Origin of the sequence: Cellulosimicrobium sp. NPDC057862, from assembly GCF_042797035.1 — a bacterium.
GTDB lineage: Bacteria > Actinomycetota > Actinomycetes > Actinomycetales > Cellulomonadaceae > Cellulosimicrobium.
Genome location: NZ_JBHVMH010000021.1, coordinates 40,467 through 58,726 on the forward strand (window position 1 = coordinate 40,467; position 18,260 = coordinate 58,726).

Sequence of the window (18,260 nt, forward strand, 5' to 3'; positions counted from 1 at the left end):
TGAAGACGCCGAACCCGGGGTCGCTCCTCTCGGAACGTGTCCGGTGAGGAGCGACCCCGGGTTCGGCGGGGAGCGAGGTCAGCCCGCCAGGTGACCCCAGCGTGGCGCGAGGTCGCTCCACGGCCCGACCTCGGCGACCCGGCCCTCGTCGAGCACGACGACGCGGTCCGCGCGCGCGAGCGCGGCCCGCTTCGACGTCGCACCGATGACGGTGGTGCCCCGCTCCCGGAGCGAGGTCCACAGCTCGATCTCGGTCGCCGCGTCGAGCGCGCTCGACACGTCGTCGGCGAGGAGGAGCTCGGCGTCGGTCGCGAGCGCCCGCGCGAGGGCGAGCCGCTGCACCTGGCCGCCCGAGAGCCGGACGCCGCGGTGCCCCACCAGGGCCTCGTGGCCCCCGGCCTCGACGACGTCGCGCTCCAGGCGCGCGGCCGCGACCGGTCCGTGCACGTCGCGCTCGTGCCCGAGCCGCACGTTGTCCGCGAACGACCCCGAGAGCACGCGGGGGACCTGCGCCACGTGGGCGACCTGCCCCGGCCGCAGGAACGTCTGGGCGTCGACGACGTCGGTCCCGTTCCACCGGATGTGGCCCGTGTGCTCCATGAGGCCCGACAACGCCGAGAGCAGGCTCGACTTGCCCGCCCCGACCTGCCCGAGCAGGAGGACGAGCTCACCGCGGCGCACCGCGAGGTCGACGCCCTGGACGCCGATCGTGCCGTCGTCGTGCAGCGCGGTGACGTCGGCCAGCTCGAGCCGCTCGAGCGGTCGGCGCGGGCCCGGGTCGGGCACGGGGGCCTCGCCCGTGAGGAGGTCGACGCCGGGCGGCAGGTCCATGAGGTCCGTGCCGGCGGCGAACCGGCTCGTGGCACGCTGCCACGAGCGCGTGCCGGGCGCCTCCGTCACGACCGCCCCCGCGACCACGCCGAACCAGCCGAAGCCGGTCACCGCGTTGGCGACCAGGAGCGCCGTCGCGAGGTCCCACGTGCCGGTCAGCAGCCCCGCCCACGCCGCGACCACGCCGAGCTGGATCATGACGAGCGGGACGCCGTCGAGCGCGGCCTGCACCCGGTGCTCGAAGATCGCGGCCCGCACGCGGCCCCCGTCGACGTCGCGCAGGTGCGCGTGCACCTGCGGCGTCCGCGCGGCGAGCTTGACCGTGCGCGCCGAGTCGAGCGCCGAGACCAGCGCGCGCCCGAACCGAGCACGCGCCGCGGACGACCGCGTGGCCGACCGGCCGGCGATCGGGCGCCCGAGCGCCGAGGCCGCCGCGGACACGACCATCACCGCGAGCAGCACCGCGCCCGCGAGCCACGACCCGCTGAGCAGCGCCGTGACCCCCGCGATGACGAGGCCGTTGACGAAGTCGACCCACCGGTCCGCGTACCGGACGAAGCGGTCGGCGTCCATGGCGCGCGCGACCACCTCGCCCGGTGGCGTCGCGGTGAGCCGGTGCTGGCGCGTCTGGCCGGCCATGACCGCCATGCGCACGCGCAGCAGCACCTCGATCCACCAGCGGGGGTAGACGTACAGCGCCCAGGCGAGGCACAGCGGCGCGAGGACCAGGAGCACGGCGAGCGGCACGAGAAGCTGTGCCGGGAAGCCCTCGTCCAGGTCCTGCACCGCGCGGCCCCAGAGGAAGCCCGTGACGGCGCCCTGCGCCGACACGAGGCTCGTCGCCAGGAACAGCAGGGCGCCCACGACGCCCCACGCGGGGCGCACGAACAGCGCGTGCAGCACCCCGCGCGCGAGGCTGGGCCCGTCACCGGGGTCCGCGAGGGCCGGCGGTTCGCCTCGCCGTCGGCGACCCCCGACCGCCTCCGCGGCACGGTCCTGGCCCGAGGTCTCGACGCCCTCGGGGACACCTGACCCGTCGGGTCCGCCGGATGCGTCGGCACCGTCGAGCAGGTCGGCGCCCGTACCGGCAGGCGTGCCGAAGGCGTCGGTCGCGGCCTCCTCGGCGACGCTCGCCGCGAGAAGGTCGCGGTACGGGCCCGCGACGCGCGCGAGCGCGGCCCGCTCGCCCTGCTGCACGACCCGGCCGTGGTCGAGGACGGCGAGGAGACCGGCGCGCTCGATCGTGGTCAGGCGGTGCGCGACGAGCACGCCCGTCCGCCCCGCGAGCAGCCGCTCCGAGGCCGCGACGACCCGCGCCTCCGTGAGCGGGTCCATGCGCGCGGTCGCCTCGTCGAGCACGACGACCTGCACGTCGCGGACGAGCAGCCGTGCGAACGCGACGAGCTGCTCCTCCCCCGCCGAGAGCGACGTCCCGCCGGGGCCGAGCAGCGTGTCGAGGCCCTCGGGCAGTCCCGCGACCCAGTCGTCGAGCCGGAGCTCGCGCACGGCGGCCTCGACGTCGGCACGCGGCACGTCCGCGAAGAGCGCGACGTTCTCGGCGAGCGTGCCCGCGAGGATCTCGGTCCGCTGCGTGACGACCCCGACCGCGGCGCGCAGCGCCTGGAGGTCGAGGTCGCGCACGTCGACCCCGCCCAGGAGCACCGCGCCGCGCGGTGGCTCGACCGCACGCGAGAGCAGCGACGCGAGCGTCGACTTGCCCGAGCCCGTCCGTCCCACGAGCGCGACCGTCTCGCCCGCAGGTACCCGCAGGCTCACGCCGTCGAGCGCGAACGTTCCCTCGGCGTAGGAGAAGTGGAGGTCGCGCAGCTCGATCCCGACCGGCCCGGCGGGCAGCGAGCGCCCGCCCGTCGGCTCGGGCTCGACCGCGAGCATCTGCCGGATACGCGTGAGCGCGCCGATGCCCTCCTGGATGTCCGGCAGGTGGTGGACGAGGTTGTCGACCTGCCCGACGAACATCGCCGTCACGAGGAACAGGGTGACGAGACGGTCGACGCCGAGGTCGCCGTCCGCGGCGAGCGCGGCGCCCGCGACGGCGACGCCGGCGAGCAGCGACGCGAGCACGAGGCCCGCGCGCCGGAGCATGCGCGACTCGACGACGAGCACGGCCCCGAACTTCCGGTGGACGGCGGCCGAGCGCTCGGCGAGGCGCCGGACCGCGAACGACTGGCCGAGGCTCGTGCGCAGGTCGTCGCGCGCGGCGACCGACTCCTCGAACGCGGCGGCGTGGTCCGTCCAGGCGGCCTCCTCGATCACCTTGCGGCGCGCGATCTCCCCGAGCATGGGCCGCACGATCACGGCGGCCAGGGCGCCGAGCGCCGGGAAGAGGATCCAGGCCGGCCACCAGGTCAGGCCCGCGACGACCCACATCGGCAGGACGCCGACGACCGTGCGGCCCGCGCCCCAGAGCTGGCGGCGCACCAGCGTGCCCACCGCGTGCGTGTCGTCGTCGACACGGTCGAGCACCTCGCCGACCGCCTGCTCCGTGAGCGTGGCGAGCGGCTGGTGCAAGGCCGCCGTGAGCAGGTCGCCGCGCAGTCGGCCCTCGGCCCGGTCCACGACCCCGGCCCACACGACCTGGCCCACGGTGTCGAGCAGCGCCGCGCCGATGACGCACACCGCGAGGAGCTGGAGCGTCGCCGTCGTCGGGTCGTCGGCCAGCCAGCCCGCGATGACGGTCCCGAGCGCGGCACCGACCGCACCGAGCGTGAGCGCGACGAGCGCGACGACTGCCAGCGGCCCGCGCAGCCGCCGCCAGTCCAGACGGCGGGCGGGGTCGACGGGTGCGCGCGACGCACCCGCCGCCGGGGTGGGGTTCGGGGTGGCCGGGGGGTTCGGGGGCTGCTCGGTCGGCAGGGTGGCGTCGATCATGGCCCGTCGACCCTACGGCGCCCCACCCCCGCGGGCGCAGCGATTTTCCGCCCGGTCACCCGCCCCCGAACACCCCGCACCGTCGCCCCCGTCCGGCCCCCGGACCGTCCCCGGTCCCGCGGTCCGGACCGTGCCTCGGACCGCGCGACCGGAGCCGGGCTCAGACGAGCCCGAGCTGCTCCACGGCCTGTCGCTCCTCCTGGAGCTCCGCGACCGACGCGTCGACGCGCCCGCGCGAGAACTCCGACAGCTCGACGCCCTGGACGATCTCCCACGACCCGCCGCGGGACACGACCGGGAACGACGAGATGAGGCCCGTCGGGACCCCGTACGACCCGTCCGACACGACGCCCGCGCTCGTCCAGTCGCCCTCCGGCGTGCCGAGCACCCAGTCGCGCACGTGGTCGATCGCCGCGTTCGCGGCCGAGGCCGCCGAGGACGCCCCCCGCGCGTCGATGATCGCCGCGCCGCGCTTGGCGACCGTCGGGATGAACGTCTCCTCGAGCCACCCGCGGTCCTCGGCGAGCTGCGCGCCCGGCGTCCCCGCGACGTCCGCATGGAAGATGTCCGGGTACTGCGTCGCCGAGTGGTTGCCCCAGATCGTCACCTTGCGCACCTCGGACACCGGGACGCCCGCTCGCTTCGCGACCTGCGTCAGCGCGCGGTTGTGGTCGAGGCGCGTCATCGCGGTGAACCGGCCCTTCGGCACGTCCGGCGCGTTCGACGCCGCGATGAGCGCGTTCGTGTTCGCCGGGTTGCCGACGACCAGGACGCGGACGTCGTCCGCCGCACCCGCGTTGATCGCCTGGCCCTGCGGCTTGAAGATGCCGCCGTTGGCCTCCAGGAGGTCACCACGCTCCATGCCCGGCCCGCGCGGTCGCGCACCCACGAGCAGCGCCACGTTCGTCCCCTCGAACGCGGCGGTCGGGTCGTCGAAGATGTCGATGCCCGCGAGGAGCGGGAAGGCGCAGTCGTCGAGCTCCATCGCGGTGCCCTCCGCGGCCTTGACGCCCTGCGGGATCTCCAGGAGGCGCAGGCGCACGGGGGTGTCGGGGCCGAGCATCTGGCCCGACGCGATCCGGAAGAGCAGTGCGTAGCCGATCTGACCGGCCGCGCCGGTCACCGTCACGTTCACGGGGGAAGTCATGCGCTCACTCTCCCACAACGCGCCCAGGTCGGAGGCCCGTCGGCCTCACCGCGAGCGGGGCCGCCGAGGAGGGAGCCGCTCATCACGACCCGAGCACGAGGACGACGAACGGCGACGCCCCCTGCGAAGGGGGGCGCCGCCGTCGGGCAGGCTCTGACCGAGGCTCAGGCCAGGCGCGCCTTGAGGTTCTCGTCGAGCGCGGCGAGGAAGTCCTCGGTCGTCAGCCACTCCTGGTCCGGGCCGACGAGGAGCGCGAGGTCCTTGGTCATCTGGCCGGCCTCGACGGTCTTGATGACGACGTCCTCGAGGGTCTGCGCGAACTCGGTGACCTCGGGCGTGCCGTCCAGCTTGCCGCGGTGCATGAGGCCGCGGGTCCAGGCGAAGATCGACGCGATCGGGTTCGTCGACGTCGGCTTGCCCTGCTGGTGCTGGCGGTAGTGGCGCGTCACGGTGCCGTGCGCGGCCTCGGCCTCGACGGTCTGGCCGTCCGGGGTCATGAGGACGGACGTCATGAGGCCGAGCGAGCCGAAGCCCTGCGCGACGGTGTCGGACTGGACGTCGCCGTCGTAGTTCTTGCAGGCCCAGACGTAGCCGCCCTCCCACTTCATGGCCGAGGCGACCATGTCGTCGATGAGGCGGTGCTCGTAGGTGAGGCCCTTCGCGGCGAACGCCTCGGCGAACTCGGCGTCGAACACCTCCTGGAAGATGTCCTTGAAGGCGCCGTCGTAGGCCTTGAGGATCGTGTTCTTCGTCGAGAGGTACACGGGGTACTCGCGCTGGAGGCCGTACGCGAACGAGGCGCGCGCGAAGTCGCGGATCGACTCGTTGAAGTTGTACATGCCCATCGCGACGCCGCCCTCCTCGGGCATGGTCACGACGTCGAACTTCTGCGGCTCGGAGCCGTCGGCCGGCTCGAACGTCATCGTGATCTTGCCGGGGCCCGGGACCTTGAAGTTCGTCGACTTGTACTGGTCGCCGTGGGCGTGACGGCCGATGATGATCGGCTTGTTCCAGCCCGGCACGAGGCGCGGGATGTTGGAGATGATGATCGGCTCGCGGAAGACGACGCCGCCGAGGATGTTGCGGATCGTGCCGTTGGGCGAGACCCACATCTTCTTCAGGCCGAACTCCTCGACGCGCGCCTCGTCGGGCGTGATCGTCGCGCACTTGACGCCCACGTTGTACTGCTTGATCGCGTGCGCGGCATCGATGGTGACCTGGTCGTCCGTCGCGTCGCGGTTCTGGATCGACAGGTCGTAGTACTTGAGGTCCACGTCGAGGTACGGGTGGATGAGGCGGTCCTTGATGAACTGCCAGATGATGCGCGTCATCTCGTCGCCGTCGAGCTCGACGACCGGGTTGACGACCTTGATCTTGCCCATGCGCAGATCGCTCCAACTGTCGGGGACTGGTGCCCCCGGGAGCCGGACGGCGACCGTGCGGCCCGTGGGGCCCGGTCCGTCGCACGCAGGGGCGTTGCTGACCGCGGTCCAGGGTACTCGACTTCTCGACATCAAGATACTTTCGCGGGCCCCGGGCGAACCGACCGCATCGTGAGACGGGACGTCCGTTCTCAGGTGGAGCACCGCTGATTTCCACACATCTCCCGGGTGGTGGTGGCAAGATGCCCCCAGATGCCGGAATGGCCGGGCACTCGGTCAGGCATCGTGCCGTCGTCCCGACCGCCTCCCCGGTGCCGCACCGTGGCGGCCGGGCCGGGACTGCCCGAAGTACCCACCGAACCAGACAGGATCATCATGTCCCAGGACACCACCGCTCCCGGCGCACCGGAGGGCTTCGTCGACGACCCGCGCCCCGCGCCGACGGAGACCGTCGCCGTCGTCCAGCCGAGCCTCCTCGCGCGTCTCGGCGCCGAGGTCTTCGGCACGTTCTTCCTCGTCCTCGCGATCGTGGGTGTGGCGCTCTACACGTTCGTCAGCCAGCAGAACGCCCTGGCCGTCGGCCTCGCCGGCGGCATCGCGGTGATCGCGGGCGCCGCGGCCGTCGGCAACGTGTCGGGCGGCCACTTCAACCCGGCCGTGACGCTCGGCGCCGCGATCGGCGGCCGCACCGCGTGGCGCGACGTCCTGCCGTACTGGGTCGCCCAGCTCGTGGGCGCGATCCTCGCCGGGCTCGTCCTGCTCGCGACGGTGCCCTCGACGCTCCCGCAGCTCCTCGGGCAGGAGGGTCGGGGCGGCGTGTTCGTCGCGACCGCCAACGGGTACGGCAGCTTCTCCTCGCTCGCGACGGCGTCGCAGGGCGGCACGGAGTTCGGCCTCGTGCAGGCGCTGCTCGTCGAGACCATCGTCACCGCCGTGTTCGTGGGCGTGATCCTCGGCGTCACCGACAAGCGCGCGAGCGTCCAGTACGCGCCGGTCGTCATCGGCCTCACGCTCACCGCGCTCATCCTCGTCGCCGCGCCGATCACCAACGCGTCGCTCAACCCGGCCCGCTCGATGGCCTCGGCGGTCTTCGCCGGCGACGGCGACCTGTGGAAGCAGCAGTGGGTCTTCTGGGTCGCACCGCTCCTCGGCGCGGCGATCGCCGGCCTCTTCTACCGCGCGTTCGCGTTCGCCCCGAAGCAGGACGACCTCCTCGGCGAGGACCAGGTCGTCACGCTGACCGAGGCCGAGGCCCCGGCGTACTCCGCGGCGGCCGGCGCCGCCGGTGCCGCCGGTGCGGGTGCCGTCGCCGCCGTCGTCGAGGAGGAGGTCGTCGTCACGGACGAGAACGGCGACGTCGTCGCGGTCGAGGAGGTCGTCGAGGTCGTCGAGGTGGACGAGCCCGAGGCGCCCGCGGCGGGCGAGGCCCCCGGCACGGACGAGGCCCCCAAGGCCTGACGTCCCGCACGCCCGACGGGCCCGGACCGCGACCGCGGTCCGGGCCCGTCGTCGTCTGCCGTGCCGAGGGGTCAGATCTCGCCCTGGTCGAGGCTCAGCGCGAGGAACGCCATGGCGACGGCGGGCGCGAGGAAGAAGAAGACGTCCAGGCCGCGCGAGCGCACGGTGATCCCGACGGGGCCGGGGCCCGGGATGGCCGCCCGGCACACCCCCGCGACGGCGAGCAGCGCGGCGAGCGTGAAGCAACCGGCGCGCGCGCCGACGAGCACGGCGACGAGCGTCGAGACCGCGACGCCCGCGAGCACGAGCCACATCGCCGGCTGGCGCGACGGGGCGAGGCTCGCGGGGGGTTCCGGGACCGGCGGCCGGGTCTCGTCGTCGGGCCGCGCCCGCACGGGGTGCTCCCGGTCTCCGGGCTCGTCGTCGACGTGGTGCCACGCCGGCGCGAGCGTCGTCGGCGGGCGGTGGCGCGTCCCCCCGTCCGCGGTGACGTCGGTCACGCTGCTGCACCTTCCACGCCCGGAAGCCTACCGTCGTGGCCTAGCGTGACGTGCATGTCGTCCGCCGAGCCGCCGGTCCTCCCGCCCCCCGCTCCGCACCGCGGAGACCGCCCCGCGGCGGTCCCGGAGCCGCCCTCGTCGGTCGTCGTCGTGGGCGGCGGCCTCGCGGGCGCCCAGACCGTCGGCGCGCTCCGACGTCGGGGGTACGCCGGACGGGTGACGCTCCTCGGCGCCGAGGGTGTGCCTCCCTACGACCGGCCGCCGCTGTCGAAGGAGCTCCTGAGCCGCCCGCGGCCGGCATGGCTGGCCGAGGACCTCGGCGTGGACGTCGAGGCCCTCGCCGACGAGGTCCGCCTCGCCGACCCGGCGGTACGGCTGGACCGTCGCTCCGCGCCCGAGGGCGGCTCGTGGGAGGTCACGACCCGGTCGGGCGAGCGCCGCGCCACCGACGCCGTCGTGCTCGCGGTCGGCTCCACGCCCGTGCGGCCCGCCGGCTGGGAGCACGCCCGCCTCCTGCACACCGCGCGGGACGCCGAGGACCTGCGCGGCGCGCTGCGGCCAGGCCTCCGCCTCGTGATCGTCGGCGCGGGCTGGATCGGTGCCGAGCTGGCCGGGGTCGCGACCGGCGCGGGCGCGCGCGTCACGGTCCTCGAGGCGGCACCGACCCCGCTCCGGCGCCAGCTCGGACCGGGCGTCGGCGCGCACCTCGCGCCCTGGTACGCCGCCGTCGGCGCGGAGCTCGTGACCGGCGCCGCGGTCGCGGAGGTCCGTCCCGACGGCGTCCGGCTCGCCGACGGGCGCGAGCTCGCGGCCGACCTCGTGCTGGCCGCCGTCGGCGCCCGCCCCGCCACGGACTGGCTCGACGGCGCGGTCCCGCGCGACGTGCGCGGCAGCGTCCCCGTCGACGCGACCGGCGCCGTGCGCGGGCTGGACGGGCTCTGGGCCGTCGGCGACTGCGCGACCCGCGAGCACCCCGTGCTCGGTGCCGTCCCCGGCGGCCACTGGTCGGCCGCGCTCCACGACCCCGACGCGACGGTCGCCGCGATGCTCGGCGACGAGGACACCGGACCGGGGCACGCCCCGTACGTGTTCTCCCAGCAGCTCGGTCACGACCTCGCCCTGTTCGGCGTGCCCGACGAGGCCGACGACGTGCTCTTCCGCGGCGACCCGTCGGGCGGGACCACCAGCCACGAGGGCTGGGCCGCGTTCTACCTCCCCCCGGGGTCGCACGTCGGCGCGACGTCGGACGCCGCCCCGGACGGTCGGGTCACCGAGGTCCGGGCGGTCCTCCTGGTCGACTCGCCGCGCGACGTCGGCCCCGTGCGCAAGGCGATGAACCGCACCGGCCGCCTGCGCGTCGACCTCGACGTCGCGCTCGACCCGACCCGCCGCCTGCGCGACGCGCTCGCCTGACGCCCGGGACGCGACGGCCCCGCGGGTCCGAGGACCGGCGGGGCCGTCGAGCGAGGGTTCGTCTCAGTGCGCGAAGTGGCGCGTCCCGGTGAAGTACATCGTCACGCCCGCCGCCTGCGCCGCCTCGACCACCTCGGCGTCGCGGATCGAGCCTCCCGGAGCGACGACGGCACGCACGCCGGCATCGAGCAGGATCTGGAGACCGTCGGCGAACGGGAAGAACGCGTCGGACGCCGCGACGGCGCCGCGTGCCCGCTCCTCCCCCTCGGCGAGCGTGTTCGCGCGCTCGACCGCGAGGCGGCACGAGTCGACGCGGTTGACCTGCCCCATCCCGACGCCGACGGCCGCGCCGTCGTGCGCGAGGAGGATCGCGTTCGACTTCGCGGCGCGGATCGCGCGCCACGCGAACGCGAGGTCGGCGATCGTCGCGTCGTCGGCGGCCTCGCCGGTGACGAGGTTCCAGTGCTGCGGGTCGTCCCCGCCGGTGACGTTCCCGTCGGCGTCCGTCACGACGGCGTCGACCCGGTCGGTGCTCTGCACGAGCAGCCCGCCGCTCACCGGGCGGGTCTCGACGGACGTCGTCGGCGGGGTGTCGACGACGAGGAGCCGGATGTTCTTCTTCGCCTGGAGGACCTCCAGCGCCTCGGGCTCGAAGCCCGGCGCGACGACCACCTCGGTGAAGACGGGCGCGATCTGCTCTGCGGCCGCCTTGGTGACCACGCGGTTCGCGGCGATGACGCCGCCGTAGGCCGAGACGGGGTCGGTCGCGTGGGCGCGGGCGTGCGCCTCGGCGATGTCGGTGCCGACCGCGATGCCGCACGGGTTGGCGTGCTTGATGATCGCGACGGCGGGCGCGTCGTGGTCGTGCGCAGCACGCCAGGCGGCGTCGGCGTCGACGTAGTTGTTGTAGCTCATGGCCTTACCGTGGAGCTGCGCCGCCTGGGCGAGGCCGCTCGCACCGTGGCCCTGGGTGTAGAGCGCGGCGCGCTGGTGCGGGTTCTCGCCGTAGCGCAGCACGTCGGCGCGGTCCCACGTGGCGCCGATCCAGGCCGGGAACCCGGTGCTCACGGTCTCGCCGTCGGTCTCGACCGCGTCGGTCGGCGCCACGACGCTGCCCATCCACGACGCGACCGCGACGTCGTACGTCGCGGTGTGCACGAACGCGGCGGCCGCGAGCGCCTTGCGCTGCGCGTAGGTGAAGCCGCCCGCCTGCACGGCCGCCACGACGTCGTCGTACCGGGCCGGGTCGACGACGACGGCCACGCTCGGGTGGTTCTTCGCGGCCGCGCGGACCATCGAGGGCCCGCCGATGTCGATCTGCTCGACGACCTCGTCCGGGCCCGCGCCCGACGCGACGGTGGCGGCGAACGGGTAGAGGTTGACGACGACGAGCTCGAACGGCGCGATGCCGAGCTCGTCGAGCTGCGCGAGGTGGTCGGCCTTGCGCGAGTCCGCGAGGATCCCGGCGTGCACGCGCGGGTGGAGCGTCTTGACCCGGCCCTCGAGGCACTCGGGGAACCCGGTGAGGTCCTCGACCTTCGTCACGGGCACACCCGCGGCGGCGATCGTCGACGCGGTGGAGCCGGTGGAGACCAGCTCGACGCCTGCCGCGTGGAGCGCGGTCGCGAGCTCGACGAGGCCGGTCTTGTCGTAGACGCTCAGGAGCGCCCGCCGCACGGGGCGCTGCGCGTCGTCGGCGAGCTGGACGTCGGGGGCGGAAGGCACGTGCGGGGCCGGGTGGGACATGACGAGGGGCTCCTCTGGGTCGCGGTCGCGGTCCGGCGGTGCACCGGTACCGAGTGGCTGAACCCAGGCGCCCAGGCGGTCGACGCACCAGCAGGTTGATCCGGCCGCTCCCCGGTGGTCGTTCCCACCCTCGCCAGTCGCGGCCGGGACGAGTCTACCGGCCCGGCCCGGCCGGCGCGGGCTCGCCCGGCACGACGCCCGACGCGGCGAGGGCGGCCGCGTCGTCGGCCCAGGTGTCCGGGGTGCCGACCCGCCAGAGCGACCGGACCGTGCTGAGGACGGCGACGGTGACGACGAGGAGCCCTGCGAGCACCACGAGCGCCGTCCCGAGCCCGAACCGCTCGAGGAGCCCGCTCCCGACGAGCGGCACGAGGGGTCCGGCGGCGAGGCCGGTCAGCCCCAGGACCGACGAGAGCCTCCCCTGGAGCTGCGGCGGGGTGATCGCGGCCGCGTAGCCGGACAGGCAGGCGTTCGCCGCGGGGACCAGGAGGAGCGCCGGCGGGAGCAGGAGGACGTACCCGACGTACGTGTTCAGCGCCGCCATCGCGACAGCACCGGCCGCCAGCGTGCCGAGCGAGCCGACCACGAGGACGCCGGCCCGGAGCCGCGCGACGAGCCGGGGCGCGAGGACCGCGCCGACGAGGACGCCGAGGCCGACCGCGAGGTCGACGAGGCCGATGAGGAGCGGCGCGGTGCCCGTGCGCACGAGCTCGAGGTTGATGCCGACCATGAGGCCGCCGAACGCGACGTTGATGACGACGAACAGGCCGAGGAGAGCGCGGAAGAGCGGCACGGACCACACGAAACGGAGCCCCTCGCGCAGCGCCTCCGCGGGGCGGGTCGCGCGCGCCGCGGCGACGTCGCCGTTGAGCGGCTCGCGCACGAACCCCGTGCAGACGGCGGTCGCCAGGTGCCCGATCGCGGCCGCGGCGAGCGGGACGGCGTGCGCGACGGCGTAGAGCACGCCGCCGAGGGGCCCGGCGAGGAGGCTCGCGACGGCGTCCCGGCCCTGCACGGCCGCGAGCGCGGTCGGCAGCTGCGGGACGGGCACGACGGAGCGGAACGCCCCGCTCGTGGCCGGGTCGACGAGCGCCCCGACGACCGACGCCCCGAAGAGCACGGCCGCGAGGTGCCAGGCGGTGAGCGAGCCGAGCGCCGCGGCGAGCGCGACGGTCGCCCATAGCGCCGCGCCGACGCCCGCGGCCACCGTGATGAGCCGGCGCCGGTCGACCCGGTCCGCGACGACGCCGGCGGGCAGCGTCGCGAGGAGCGCCCCGAGCTGACCGACGGCGGCGACGACGCCCGCCTGCACGACCGATCCCGTGATCCCGTAGGCGACGAGCGGCACGGCGAACAGCGCGACGCCCGCACCGAGCGACTCCGCGGTCATCCCCGTCATGAGCAGCATGTACGACCGGTTGCGCAGGAGCGACGGCGGGACCGCACCGCCCGGGGCGACGCCCGGCACGACGGCGTCCGGCACGACGGCGTCCGGGGCGGCAGGGTCCGGGACGGCGGGATCCGCCGCCGTCGACGACGGGCCGGTGGGCGGGTGGTCCTCGACCGAGGCGGCAGGCGGGTTCGTCATGGCACGAACCTAGGTGCGCAACTCTTCTTGCGCAATAGCCGTTGCGCACTTGTCTCTGCGCACCATCGCGTGCACAGACCCGGGCGTTGCTAGCCTCGGCCTGTGCTCGAGACCTTCCGCGTCCAGGACCCCGCGGCGCTGCGGGCGATCGCGCACCCCCTGCGGCAGCGCATCCTCGTGGAGCTCGCCGTCCTCGGGTACGCGCGCGCGGCGGACCTCGCCCAGGCGACGGGAGAGCCCGCGAACTCCGTGAGCTTCCACCTCCGGGTGCTCGCCAAGGCCGGGATGATCGTCGAGGCGCCCGAGCACGCGCGCGACCGCCGCGACCGGGTGTGGAAGAACGTGGCGCAGAGCTACGCCGTCGAGCCGGGGACGCCCGACGCGGTGCGCCACGTGGTGCGCCCGGCCCTTGCCTGGGCCGAGGAGACGTTCCGGCGCGGGAGCGAGACCGGGGCGCGCGACGACCGGATCCTCGCGCTCAGCACGCTCGTGCTCACCGCCGAGCAGGCGGCGACGATGTCCCACGAGATCGCGGAGCTGCTCGAGCGCTGGACCACGCGCTCGCTCGAGGAGGGGCGTGCGGCGCCCCAGGAGCGCCGCGAGACCTACCAGGCCCTCGCCGTGCTCGCGCCGCGCGACCTCCCGCCCGCGGACAGCACTCCGGAGGAGGAGCCCGGCGCCTAGCCGAGCAGGGCCCGCCGGCCCTCCACGCGCAGCCCCTCGCGCGCGACCCGGCCGACCGTCTCGACGAGCAGCGCGCGCTCCGCGACCTTGATGCGCTCGTGGAGCGACGACTCGTCGTCGCCGTCCTCGACCGGGACGGCGACCTGGGCGATGATCGGCCCGGTGTCGACGCCGTCGTCGACCACGTGGACGGTGCACCCCGTGACGCGCACCCCGTACGCGAGCGCGTCCCGCACGCCGTGGGCGCCGGGGAAGGACGGCAGGAGCGCCGGGTGCGTGTTGATCGTGCGGCCCGCGAAGCGCCCGACGAACGCCGGTCCGAGGATGCGCATGAAGCCCGCGAGCACCACGAGGTCCGGCCGGAAGACGTCGACCGCCTGCGCGACCGCCTCGTTCCACGCGGACCGGTCGTCGAAGTCCCCCGGGGCCACGACGACGGCGGCGACCCCGGCCTCGCGGGCGAGGTCGAGACCGCCCGCGTCGGCCTTGTCCGACACGACGCCCACGACGCGCGCCCCGTAGGCGGCGTCGTCGTGCGCGGCGAGGATCGCGGCGAGGTTGCTGCCCGCGCCCGAGACGAGGACGACGACACGGGAGGCGGAGGTGGACTCGACGGGGTGGCCGGACGGCGTCTGCACGGTGCTCCTGCGGGGTCGGGGTGGCTCGGGGCGGCTCGAGCGTCGGGCTCGGCGGGAGGGGCGGGGCACCCTCCCGGGCACCCGGCCTCCGATGGGAGAATGTACCGCGAGCCGCCCGACCGACCGAGGAGCTGCCCGTGGGCAACCCGTACGCACCGCCCCGTCCCGACGCGCCGCAGCAGCCCCGTCCCGAGCCGCCGCAGCCGCCGGAGGAGGGTCCGCGTCCGGACGCACCGGTCCCGCCGGGTGCCGGCCCCGGCCCGGGTGCCCCGCTCCCCCCGCCCCCGCCGGGCTGGCCGGACCTGCAGGCGCCCGCCGACGCCCGGCCTCCGGCACCGCCCGAGCCGCCGGAGCCGGACCCCGAGCTCGCACGGCAGGCGACGCGACGCGTGCTGCACTTCGGCCTGCTCCTGCTCGCGGTGATCGTCGTGAGCACGATGCCGTTCCCGTGGCAGGCCGTGAGTCTCGCGCTCGCGCTCGGGGCGATCGTCGTGGGCATCCGGGCGCTCATGGCCGTCTGGCGTGCTCGCGTGCGCGGGGCGCTCGTCCCGGCGCTGGGCATCGGGGTCGGCCTCTCCGCCATGCTCGCCCTCCAGATGGTGTCGACGCTCGTCACCTGGGACGTCGCGCTGGCGCACCAGCAGTGCCTCGACGGTGCCATCACCGTCTCGGCGGAGAAGCGCTGCGACGTCGAGCGGACCCAGGCGCTCGAGGAGAAGTTCGCCCGCTGGTTCCCCACGCCCGCCCCCGCGTCCTCCTGACCGCCTGCGACGCGCCGGGTTCGTCCGCCGACACGGCCTGAGACTCCGTCACCTGCTCGTGACATGGAGTCTCTAGGGTGAGCGCATGACGACCGCCTCCGTGTCCCCCCGGCCCGGTGCCGACGAGCGCCTCGCCCGGCTCATCCGGATCCCCACGGTGTCCGCCGAGCTGGAGCAGCGCGGGCTCGCGCCCTTCGACGAGCTCGTCGACCTCCTCCCCGAGCTCTACCCCCTGGTCCACGAGCACCTCGACCGCGAGCGCATCACCGACCTCGGTCTGCTCTACCGCTGGCGCGGGCGTTCCGGCGAGCCGCCGGTGGTGCTCATGGCGCACTACGACGTCGTCCCGGTCGACGAGAGCGACGACTGGACCTACCCACCCTTCGAGGGGCGCGTCGCCGACGGCTGGGTCCACGGGCGTGGCGCGCTCGACGACAAGGGGCCGCTCGTCGTCGTGCTCGAGGCGGTCGAGAACCTGCTCGCGGCGGGCTTCACGCCCGCGCGCGACGTCTACCTGTCGTTCGGTGGCAACGAGGAGTCGCACGGCGCGGCCGCCGCCGCGATCGCGGCGACGCTGCACGAGCGGGGCGTGATCCCGTGGCTCGTGCTCGACGAGGGCGGGGCGGTCACGGACTCCCCGCTCCCCCTCGTCCCCGGGAGCGCCGCGATGATCGGCGTGGGCGAGAAGGGCGTGCTCACGCTGCGCCTCACCGCGCGCGGCGAGGGCGGCCACGCCTCCGCCCCGCCCACGACGACGGCGGTCCGGCGGGTCGCGCGCGCCGTCGAGCGCCTCGGCCCGCGGACCTTCCCGGCGCGCGCGCCCGTCGCGATCTCGCGCATGCTCCGCCTGTTCTCCGACCGTGCGACCGGGCCCGCGCGCACCGCGCTGCGCGCCCTGGCCGCAGCGCCGCCCGTGTCCGCGCAGACCTTCGCCGCGATGGGGGGCGAGGCCGCGGCGATCGTCCGCACGACCGTCGCGCCGACGATGCTCTCCGGCGGCACGGCCGCGAACGTGCTGCCGTCGCAGGCGTCCGCGACCGTCAACCTGCGGATCGCGCTCGGCGAGACCCTCGCGGGCTCCGTCGAGCGCGTCCGCCGGCGCGTCGACGACCCGCAGGTCCAGATCGAGGTCGTCGAGGGCAGCGAGCCCTCCCCCGAGTCCCCCGTCGACGACGAGCGGTTCGCCCTCCTCGCCGCGTGCGTCGGCGTCTCGCACCCCGACGCGCTGCCCGCCCCGTACATCACGATGCAGGCGACCGACGCGCGGCACTTCCACCGGTTCTCGCCCGCCGTGTACCGGTTCGCGCCGCTCGCGATGTCCGCCGAGCTGCGCGCCACCATCCACGGCGTCGACGAGCGCGTCGAGGTCGCCGAGCTCGAGCGGGGCGAGCGGTTCCACCGCGCGCTCCTCGAGCGGCTACCCTGACGCTCCCCCACCTCCGGGGCGCGTGACGACGCGCGCCTCCCCACGCAGAAGGAGCAGCGATGGCTCGCTCGCTCACCGGGCGCCTCGCGGGTTCGACCCTCGCCGGCGTCGTCGGGTTCCTCGCCTTCGTCGAGCTGACGAGCGGCGTCCTCCAGGGCTACTACACGCCGATGCTCACGGACATCGCGCGGCACCTCGGCGTGCACGACGCCGACGTGAACTGGCTCGAGGGCTCCCAGCTCATGCTGTCCGCGCTCGTCGTGCCCCCGCTGGCCAAGCTCGGCGACATGGTCGGCCACCGCCGCATCCTCCTGTGGTCGACGGCGGTCACGGCGGCCGCGTCGCTCGTCCTGCCGTTCACGGACTCGTTCGCGGTGTTCCTCGTGGCGTGGGCCGTGCAGGGGTTCTACGTCGTGTGGCTGCCGCTGGAGATCGCGCTCGTGTGGTCGCGCGCCCGGCGCCTGGCGAACCCCGCCGCGGTCACCGCGCGGGCGGCCGGCATCCTCGTCGCGGCGCTCGAGACCGGCGCGATCCTCGGCGCGCTCGCGGGCGGTGCGCTGGTCGACGCGCTGCCGCTGCGGATCGTCCTCCTGGTGCCCGCGCTGCTCGTGGTGGTGTGCTTCGTCGTCGTGCTCCTGGGGGTGAAGGAGTCGCCCGACCCTGCGGGCGGGCGCTTCGACACCGTCGGCCTCGTGCTCGTCTCGCTTGCGCTCCTCGCGCTCACCGGCGGCCTCAGCCTGCTGCGCCTCGAGGGCGTCGCCGCGTTCGCCCCGTGGGCGCTCGTCGTGCTCGGCGTCGCGCTGCTGTGGCCGTTCGCCCGGTGGGAGCTGCGCCAGGACGACCCGCTCGTCGACGTGCGCATGTTCCGCTCCCCCACGCTCGGCCCGGTGTTCCTCACCGCCGGCCTGTTCGGCGTCTCCGTGCTGGGCGCCCAGGCGCCGCTGTCGACGTTCGCGCGCACCGACCCCGCCGAGCACGGGTACGGGCTCGGCACGACCGGCTTCCAGACGTCCCTGCTCATCGGCGTCTACCTGATCGGCATGATCGTCGGCGCGCTGTCCTACCCCCGGGTCGCACGCCGCGCGACGCCGCGCCTCACCCTCGTGGGCGCCTCCACCCTCGTGGGAGTCGGCTTCCTGCTCTTCCTGCCGTTCCACGCGACGTACGCGAACGTGCTCACCAACATGGTCGTCGTGGGGCTCGGCTCCGGCGCTCTCGTCGCCGCGCTCCCCGCGGCCGCCGCGGCGGCCGCTCCCCCGACCCTCACCGGTGTCGCGACCGGCCTGACGAACTCCGTGAAGACCGTCGGCGGCGCGATCGCGTCGTGCGTCTTCGGCATCGCGCTCGCGGGCGCCGCGCTCCAGGGCGGCGCCACCGAGAGCACGGCCGGCTCGTTCGGCGGGTACGTCACCGTCTGGGTCGTGTGCGGCGCGACGGCGCTCGTCGCCGCCGTCCTCCTGCTCGCCGTCGTGCCGCGCCAGGCCTTCACCGACCCCGCCGCCGCGGCCCCCGTCGAGGGCGTACCTGCGACCACGTCACCGACCGCCTAAATCTCCCGAGAAAGAACCTCGCTCAGCCAAAGGGAGAACCGCAGTCCGCCGAAGCAGAACGCTGGTCGGCCGAGAGAGAACCGCGGTCGCGCGAGGTAGAACCGTGGTCCTGCCCGACGGCGGTCTGGTCACCTTGGGTGGTCGGGGCGGGTGGTGGTGCCGCGTCTACCATCCGCCGCTCGTTCCTCGCGGCTCCCGCCAGGCCCGCCACGACGCGGCACCACCACCCACCCCGCCCGGCGTCGTC

Annotated in this window: 13 protein-coding genes and 1 riboswitch; of the genes, 6 read left to right on the top strand and 7 right to left on the bottom strand. The window is 75.2% G+C overall.

Annotated features, from left to right (window positions below):
• Positions 1-78: 78 nt before the first annotated feature.
• From ACFVN3_RS18650 to ACFVN3_RS18660, 3 genes are all read right to left on the bottom strand, one after another.
• On the bottom strand, positions 79-3,720 hold the full coding sequence (locus ACFVN3_RS18650) for an ATP-binding cassette domain-containing protein (RefSeq protein ID WP_378234466.1): 3,642 nt from the start codon (positions 3,718-3,720) through the stop codon (positions 79-81).
• Between the two features lie 160 nt (positions 3,721-3,880).
• Positions 3,881-4,867: a malate dehydrogenase gene (locus ACFVN3_RS18655; RefSeq protein WP_378234467.1), complete on the bottom strand. Its 987-nt coding sequence runs from the start codon at positions 4,865-4,867 to the stop codon at positions 3,881-3,883.
• Positions 4,868-5,031: 164 nt separating this feature from the next.
• Positions 5,032-6,249 (bottom strand): NADP-dependent isocitrate dehydrogenase, encoded by a 1,218-nt coding sequence (locus ACFVN3_RS18660; protein ID WP_378234468.1) that lies wholly within the window; start codon positions 6,247-6,249, stop codon positions 5,032-5,034.
• Between the two features lie 375 nt (positions 6,250-6,624).
• On the opposite strand from ACFVN3_RS18660, the gene ACFVN3_RS18665 reads away from it, so the two are divergent.
• A complete protein-coding gene (locus ACFVN3_RS18665) occupies positions 6,625-7,707 on the top strand; it encodes an MIP/aquaporin family protein (RefSeq protein ID WP_378234469.1) in 1,083 nt (360 codons plus the stop codon).
• Between the two features lie 71 nt (positions 7,708-7,778).
• Here ACFVN3_RS18665 and ACFVN3_RS18670 read toward each other — a convergent pair whose 3' ends face one another.
• Positions 7,779-8,207 carry a DUF3017 domain-containing protein gene (locus ACFVN3_RS18670; RefSeq protein WP_378234470.1) on the bottom strand — a complete coding sequence of 143 codons (429 nt, stop codon included), beginning with the start codon at positions 8,205-8,207 and terminating at the stop codon, positions 7,779-7,781.
• A 54-nt stretch (positions 8,208-8,261) separates the two neighbouring features.
• Between ACFVN3_RS18670 and ACFVN3_RS18675 the strand changes: the two genes are divergently transcribed.
• Positions 8,262-9,620 (top strand): NAD(P)/FAD-dependent oxidoreductase, encoded by a 1,359-nt coding sequence (locus ACFVN3_RS18675; protein WP_378234471.1) that lies wholly within the window; start codon positions 8,262-8,264, stop codon positions 9,618-9,620.
• Positions 9,621-9,683: 63 nt separating this feature from the next.
• Here the strand turns inward: ACFVN3_RS18675 and purH are convergent, their stop codons facing one another.
• Positions 9,684-11,366 (bottom strand): bifunctional phosphoribosylaminoimidazolecarboxamide formyltransferase/IMP cyclohydrolase, encoded by a 1,683-nt coding sequence (purH, locus tag ACFVN3_RS18680; protein WP_378234472.1) that lies wholly within the window; start codon positions 11,364-11,366, stop codon positions 9,684-9,686.
• A gap of 62 nt (positions 11,367-11,428) precedes the next feature.
• Positions 11,429-11,517, bottom strand: a riboswitch (ZMP/ZTP riboswitch).
• 3 nt (positions 11,518-11,520) lie between these two features.
• On the bottom strand, positions 11,521-12,954 hold the full coding sequence (locus ACFVN3_RS18685; protein WP_378234473.1) for an MFS transporter: 1,434 nt from the start codon (positions 12,952-12,954) through the stop codon (positions 11,521-11,523).
• Positions 12,955-13,056: 102 nt separating this feature from the next.
• Between ACFVN3_RS18685 and ACFVN3_RS18690 the strand changes: the two genes are divergently transcribed.
• Entirely contained in the window at positions 13,057-13,638 is a 582-nt protein-coding gene (locus ACFVN3_RS18690; RefSeq protein WP_378234475.1) for an ArsR/SmtB family transcription factor, read from the top strand.
• Here the strand turns inward: ACFVN3_RS18690 and purN are convergent.
• Complete coding sequence (gene purN, locus ACFVN3_RS18695; RefSeq protein WP_378234476.1) at positions 13,635-14,276, bottom strand: phosphoribosylglycinamide formyltransferase; 642 nt, start codon at positions 14,274-14,276, stop codon at positions 13,635-13,637. The two genes, ACFVN3_RS18690 and purN, sit on opposite strands and share 4 nt — an antisense overlap.
• Positions 14,277-14,413: 137 nt before the next feature.
• Here purN and ACFVN3_RS18700 point away from each other — a divergent pair, with 137 nt between their 5' ends.
• The 3 genes from ACFVN3_RS18700 to ACFVN3_RS18710 all read left to right on the top strand — a co-directional run bounded on the left by ACFVN3_RS18700 (position 14,414) and on the right by ACFVN3_RS18710 (position 18,013).
• On the top strand, positions 14,414-15,037 hold the full coding sequence (locus tag ACFVN3_RS18700) for a hypothetical protein (RefSeq protein ID WP_378234477.1): 624 nt from the start codon (positions 14,414-14,416) through the stop codon (positions 15,035-15,037).
• An 85-nt stretch (positions 15,038-15,122) separates the two neighbouring features.
• Positions 15,123-16,463: a M20/M25/M40 family metallo-hydrolase gene (locus ACFVN3_RS18705; RefSeq protein ID WP_378234479.1), complete on the top strand. Its 1,341-nt coding sequence runs from the start codon at positions 15,123-15,125 to the stop codon at positions 16,461-16,463.
• Between the two features lie 59 nt (positions 16,464-16,522).
• A complete protein-coding gene (locus ACFVN3_RS18710; protein ID WP_378234480.1) occupies positions 16,523-18,013 on the top strand; it encodes an MFS transporter in 1,491 nt (496 codons plus the stop codon).
• Positions 18,014-18,260 lie beyond the last annotated feature (247 nt).

What these genes read in the sequence shown, in the direction of transcription:
- ACFVN3_RS18665 (WP_378234469.1), top strand. Translation starts at nt 6,625, where the DNA reads ATGTCCCAGGACACCACCGCTCCCGGCGCACCGGAGGGCTTCGTCGAC.
- ACFVN3_RS18650 (WP_378234466.1), bottom strand. Translation starts at nt 3,720, where the DNA reads ATGATCGACGCCACCCTGCCGACCGAGCAGCCCCCGAACCCCCCGGCC.
- ACFVN3_RS18710 (WP_378234480.1), top strand. Translation starts at nt 16,523, where the DNA reads ATGGCTCGCTCGCTCACCGGGCGCCTCGCGGGTTCGACCCTCGCCGGC.
- ACFVN3_RS18705 (WP_378234479.1), top strand. Translation starts at nt 15,123, where the DNA reads ATGACGACCGCCTCCGTGTCCCCCCGGCCCGGTGCCGACGAGCGCCTC.
- ACFVN3_RS18655 (WP_378234467.1), bottom strand. Translation starts at nt 4,867, where the DNA reads ATGACTTCCCCCGTGAACGTGACGGTGACCGGCGCGGCCGGTCAGATC.
- ACFVN3_RS18685 (WP_378234473.1), bottom strand. Translation starts at nt 12,954, where the DNA reads ATGACGAACCCGCCTGCCGCCTCGGTCGAGGACCACCCGCCCACCGGC.
- ACFVN3_RS18675 (WP_378234471.1), top strand. Translation starts at nt 8,262, where the DNA reads ATGTCGTCCGCCGAGCCGCCGGTCCTCCCGCCCCCCGCTCCGCACCGC.
- purH (WP_378234472.1), bottom strand. Translation starts at nt 11,366, where the DNA reads ATGTCCCACCCGGCCCCGCACGTGCCTTCCGCCCCCGACGTCCAGCTC.
- ACFVN3_RS18660 (WP_378234468.1), bottom strand. Translation starts at nt 6,249, where the DNA reads ATGGGCAAGATCAAGGTCGTCAACCCGGTCGTCGAGCTCGACGGCGAC.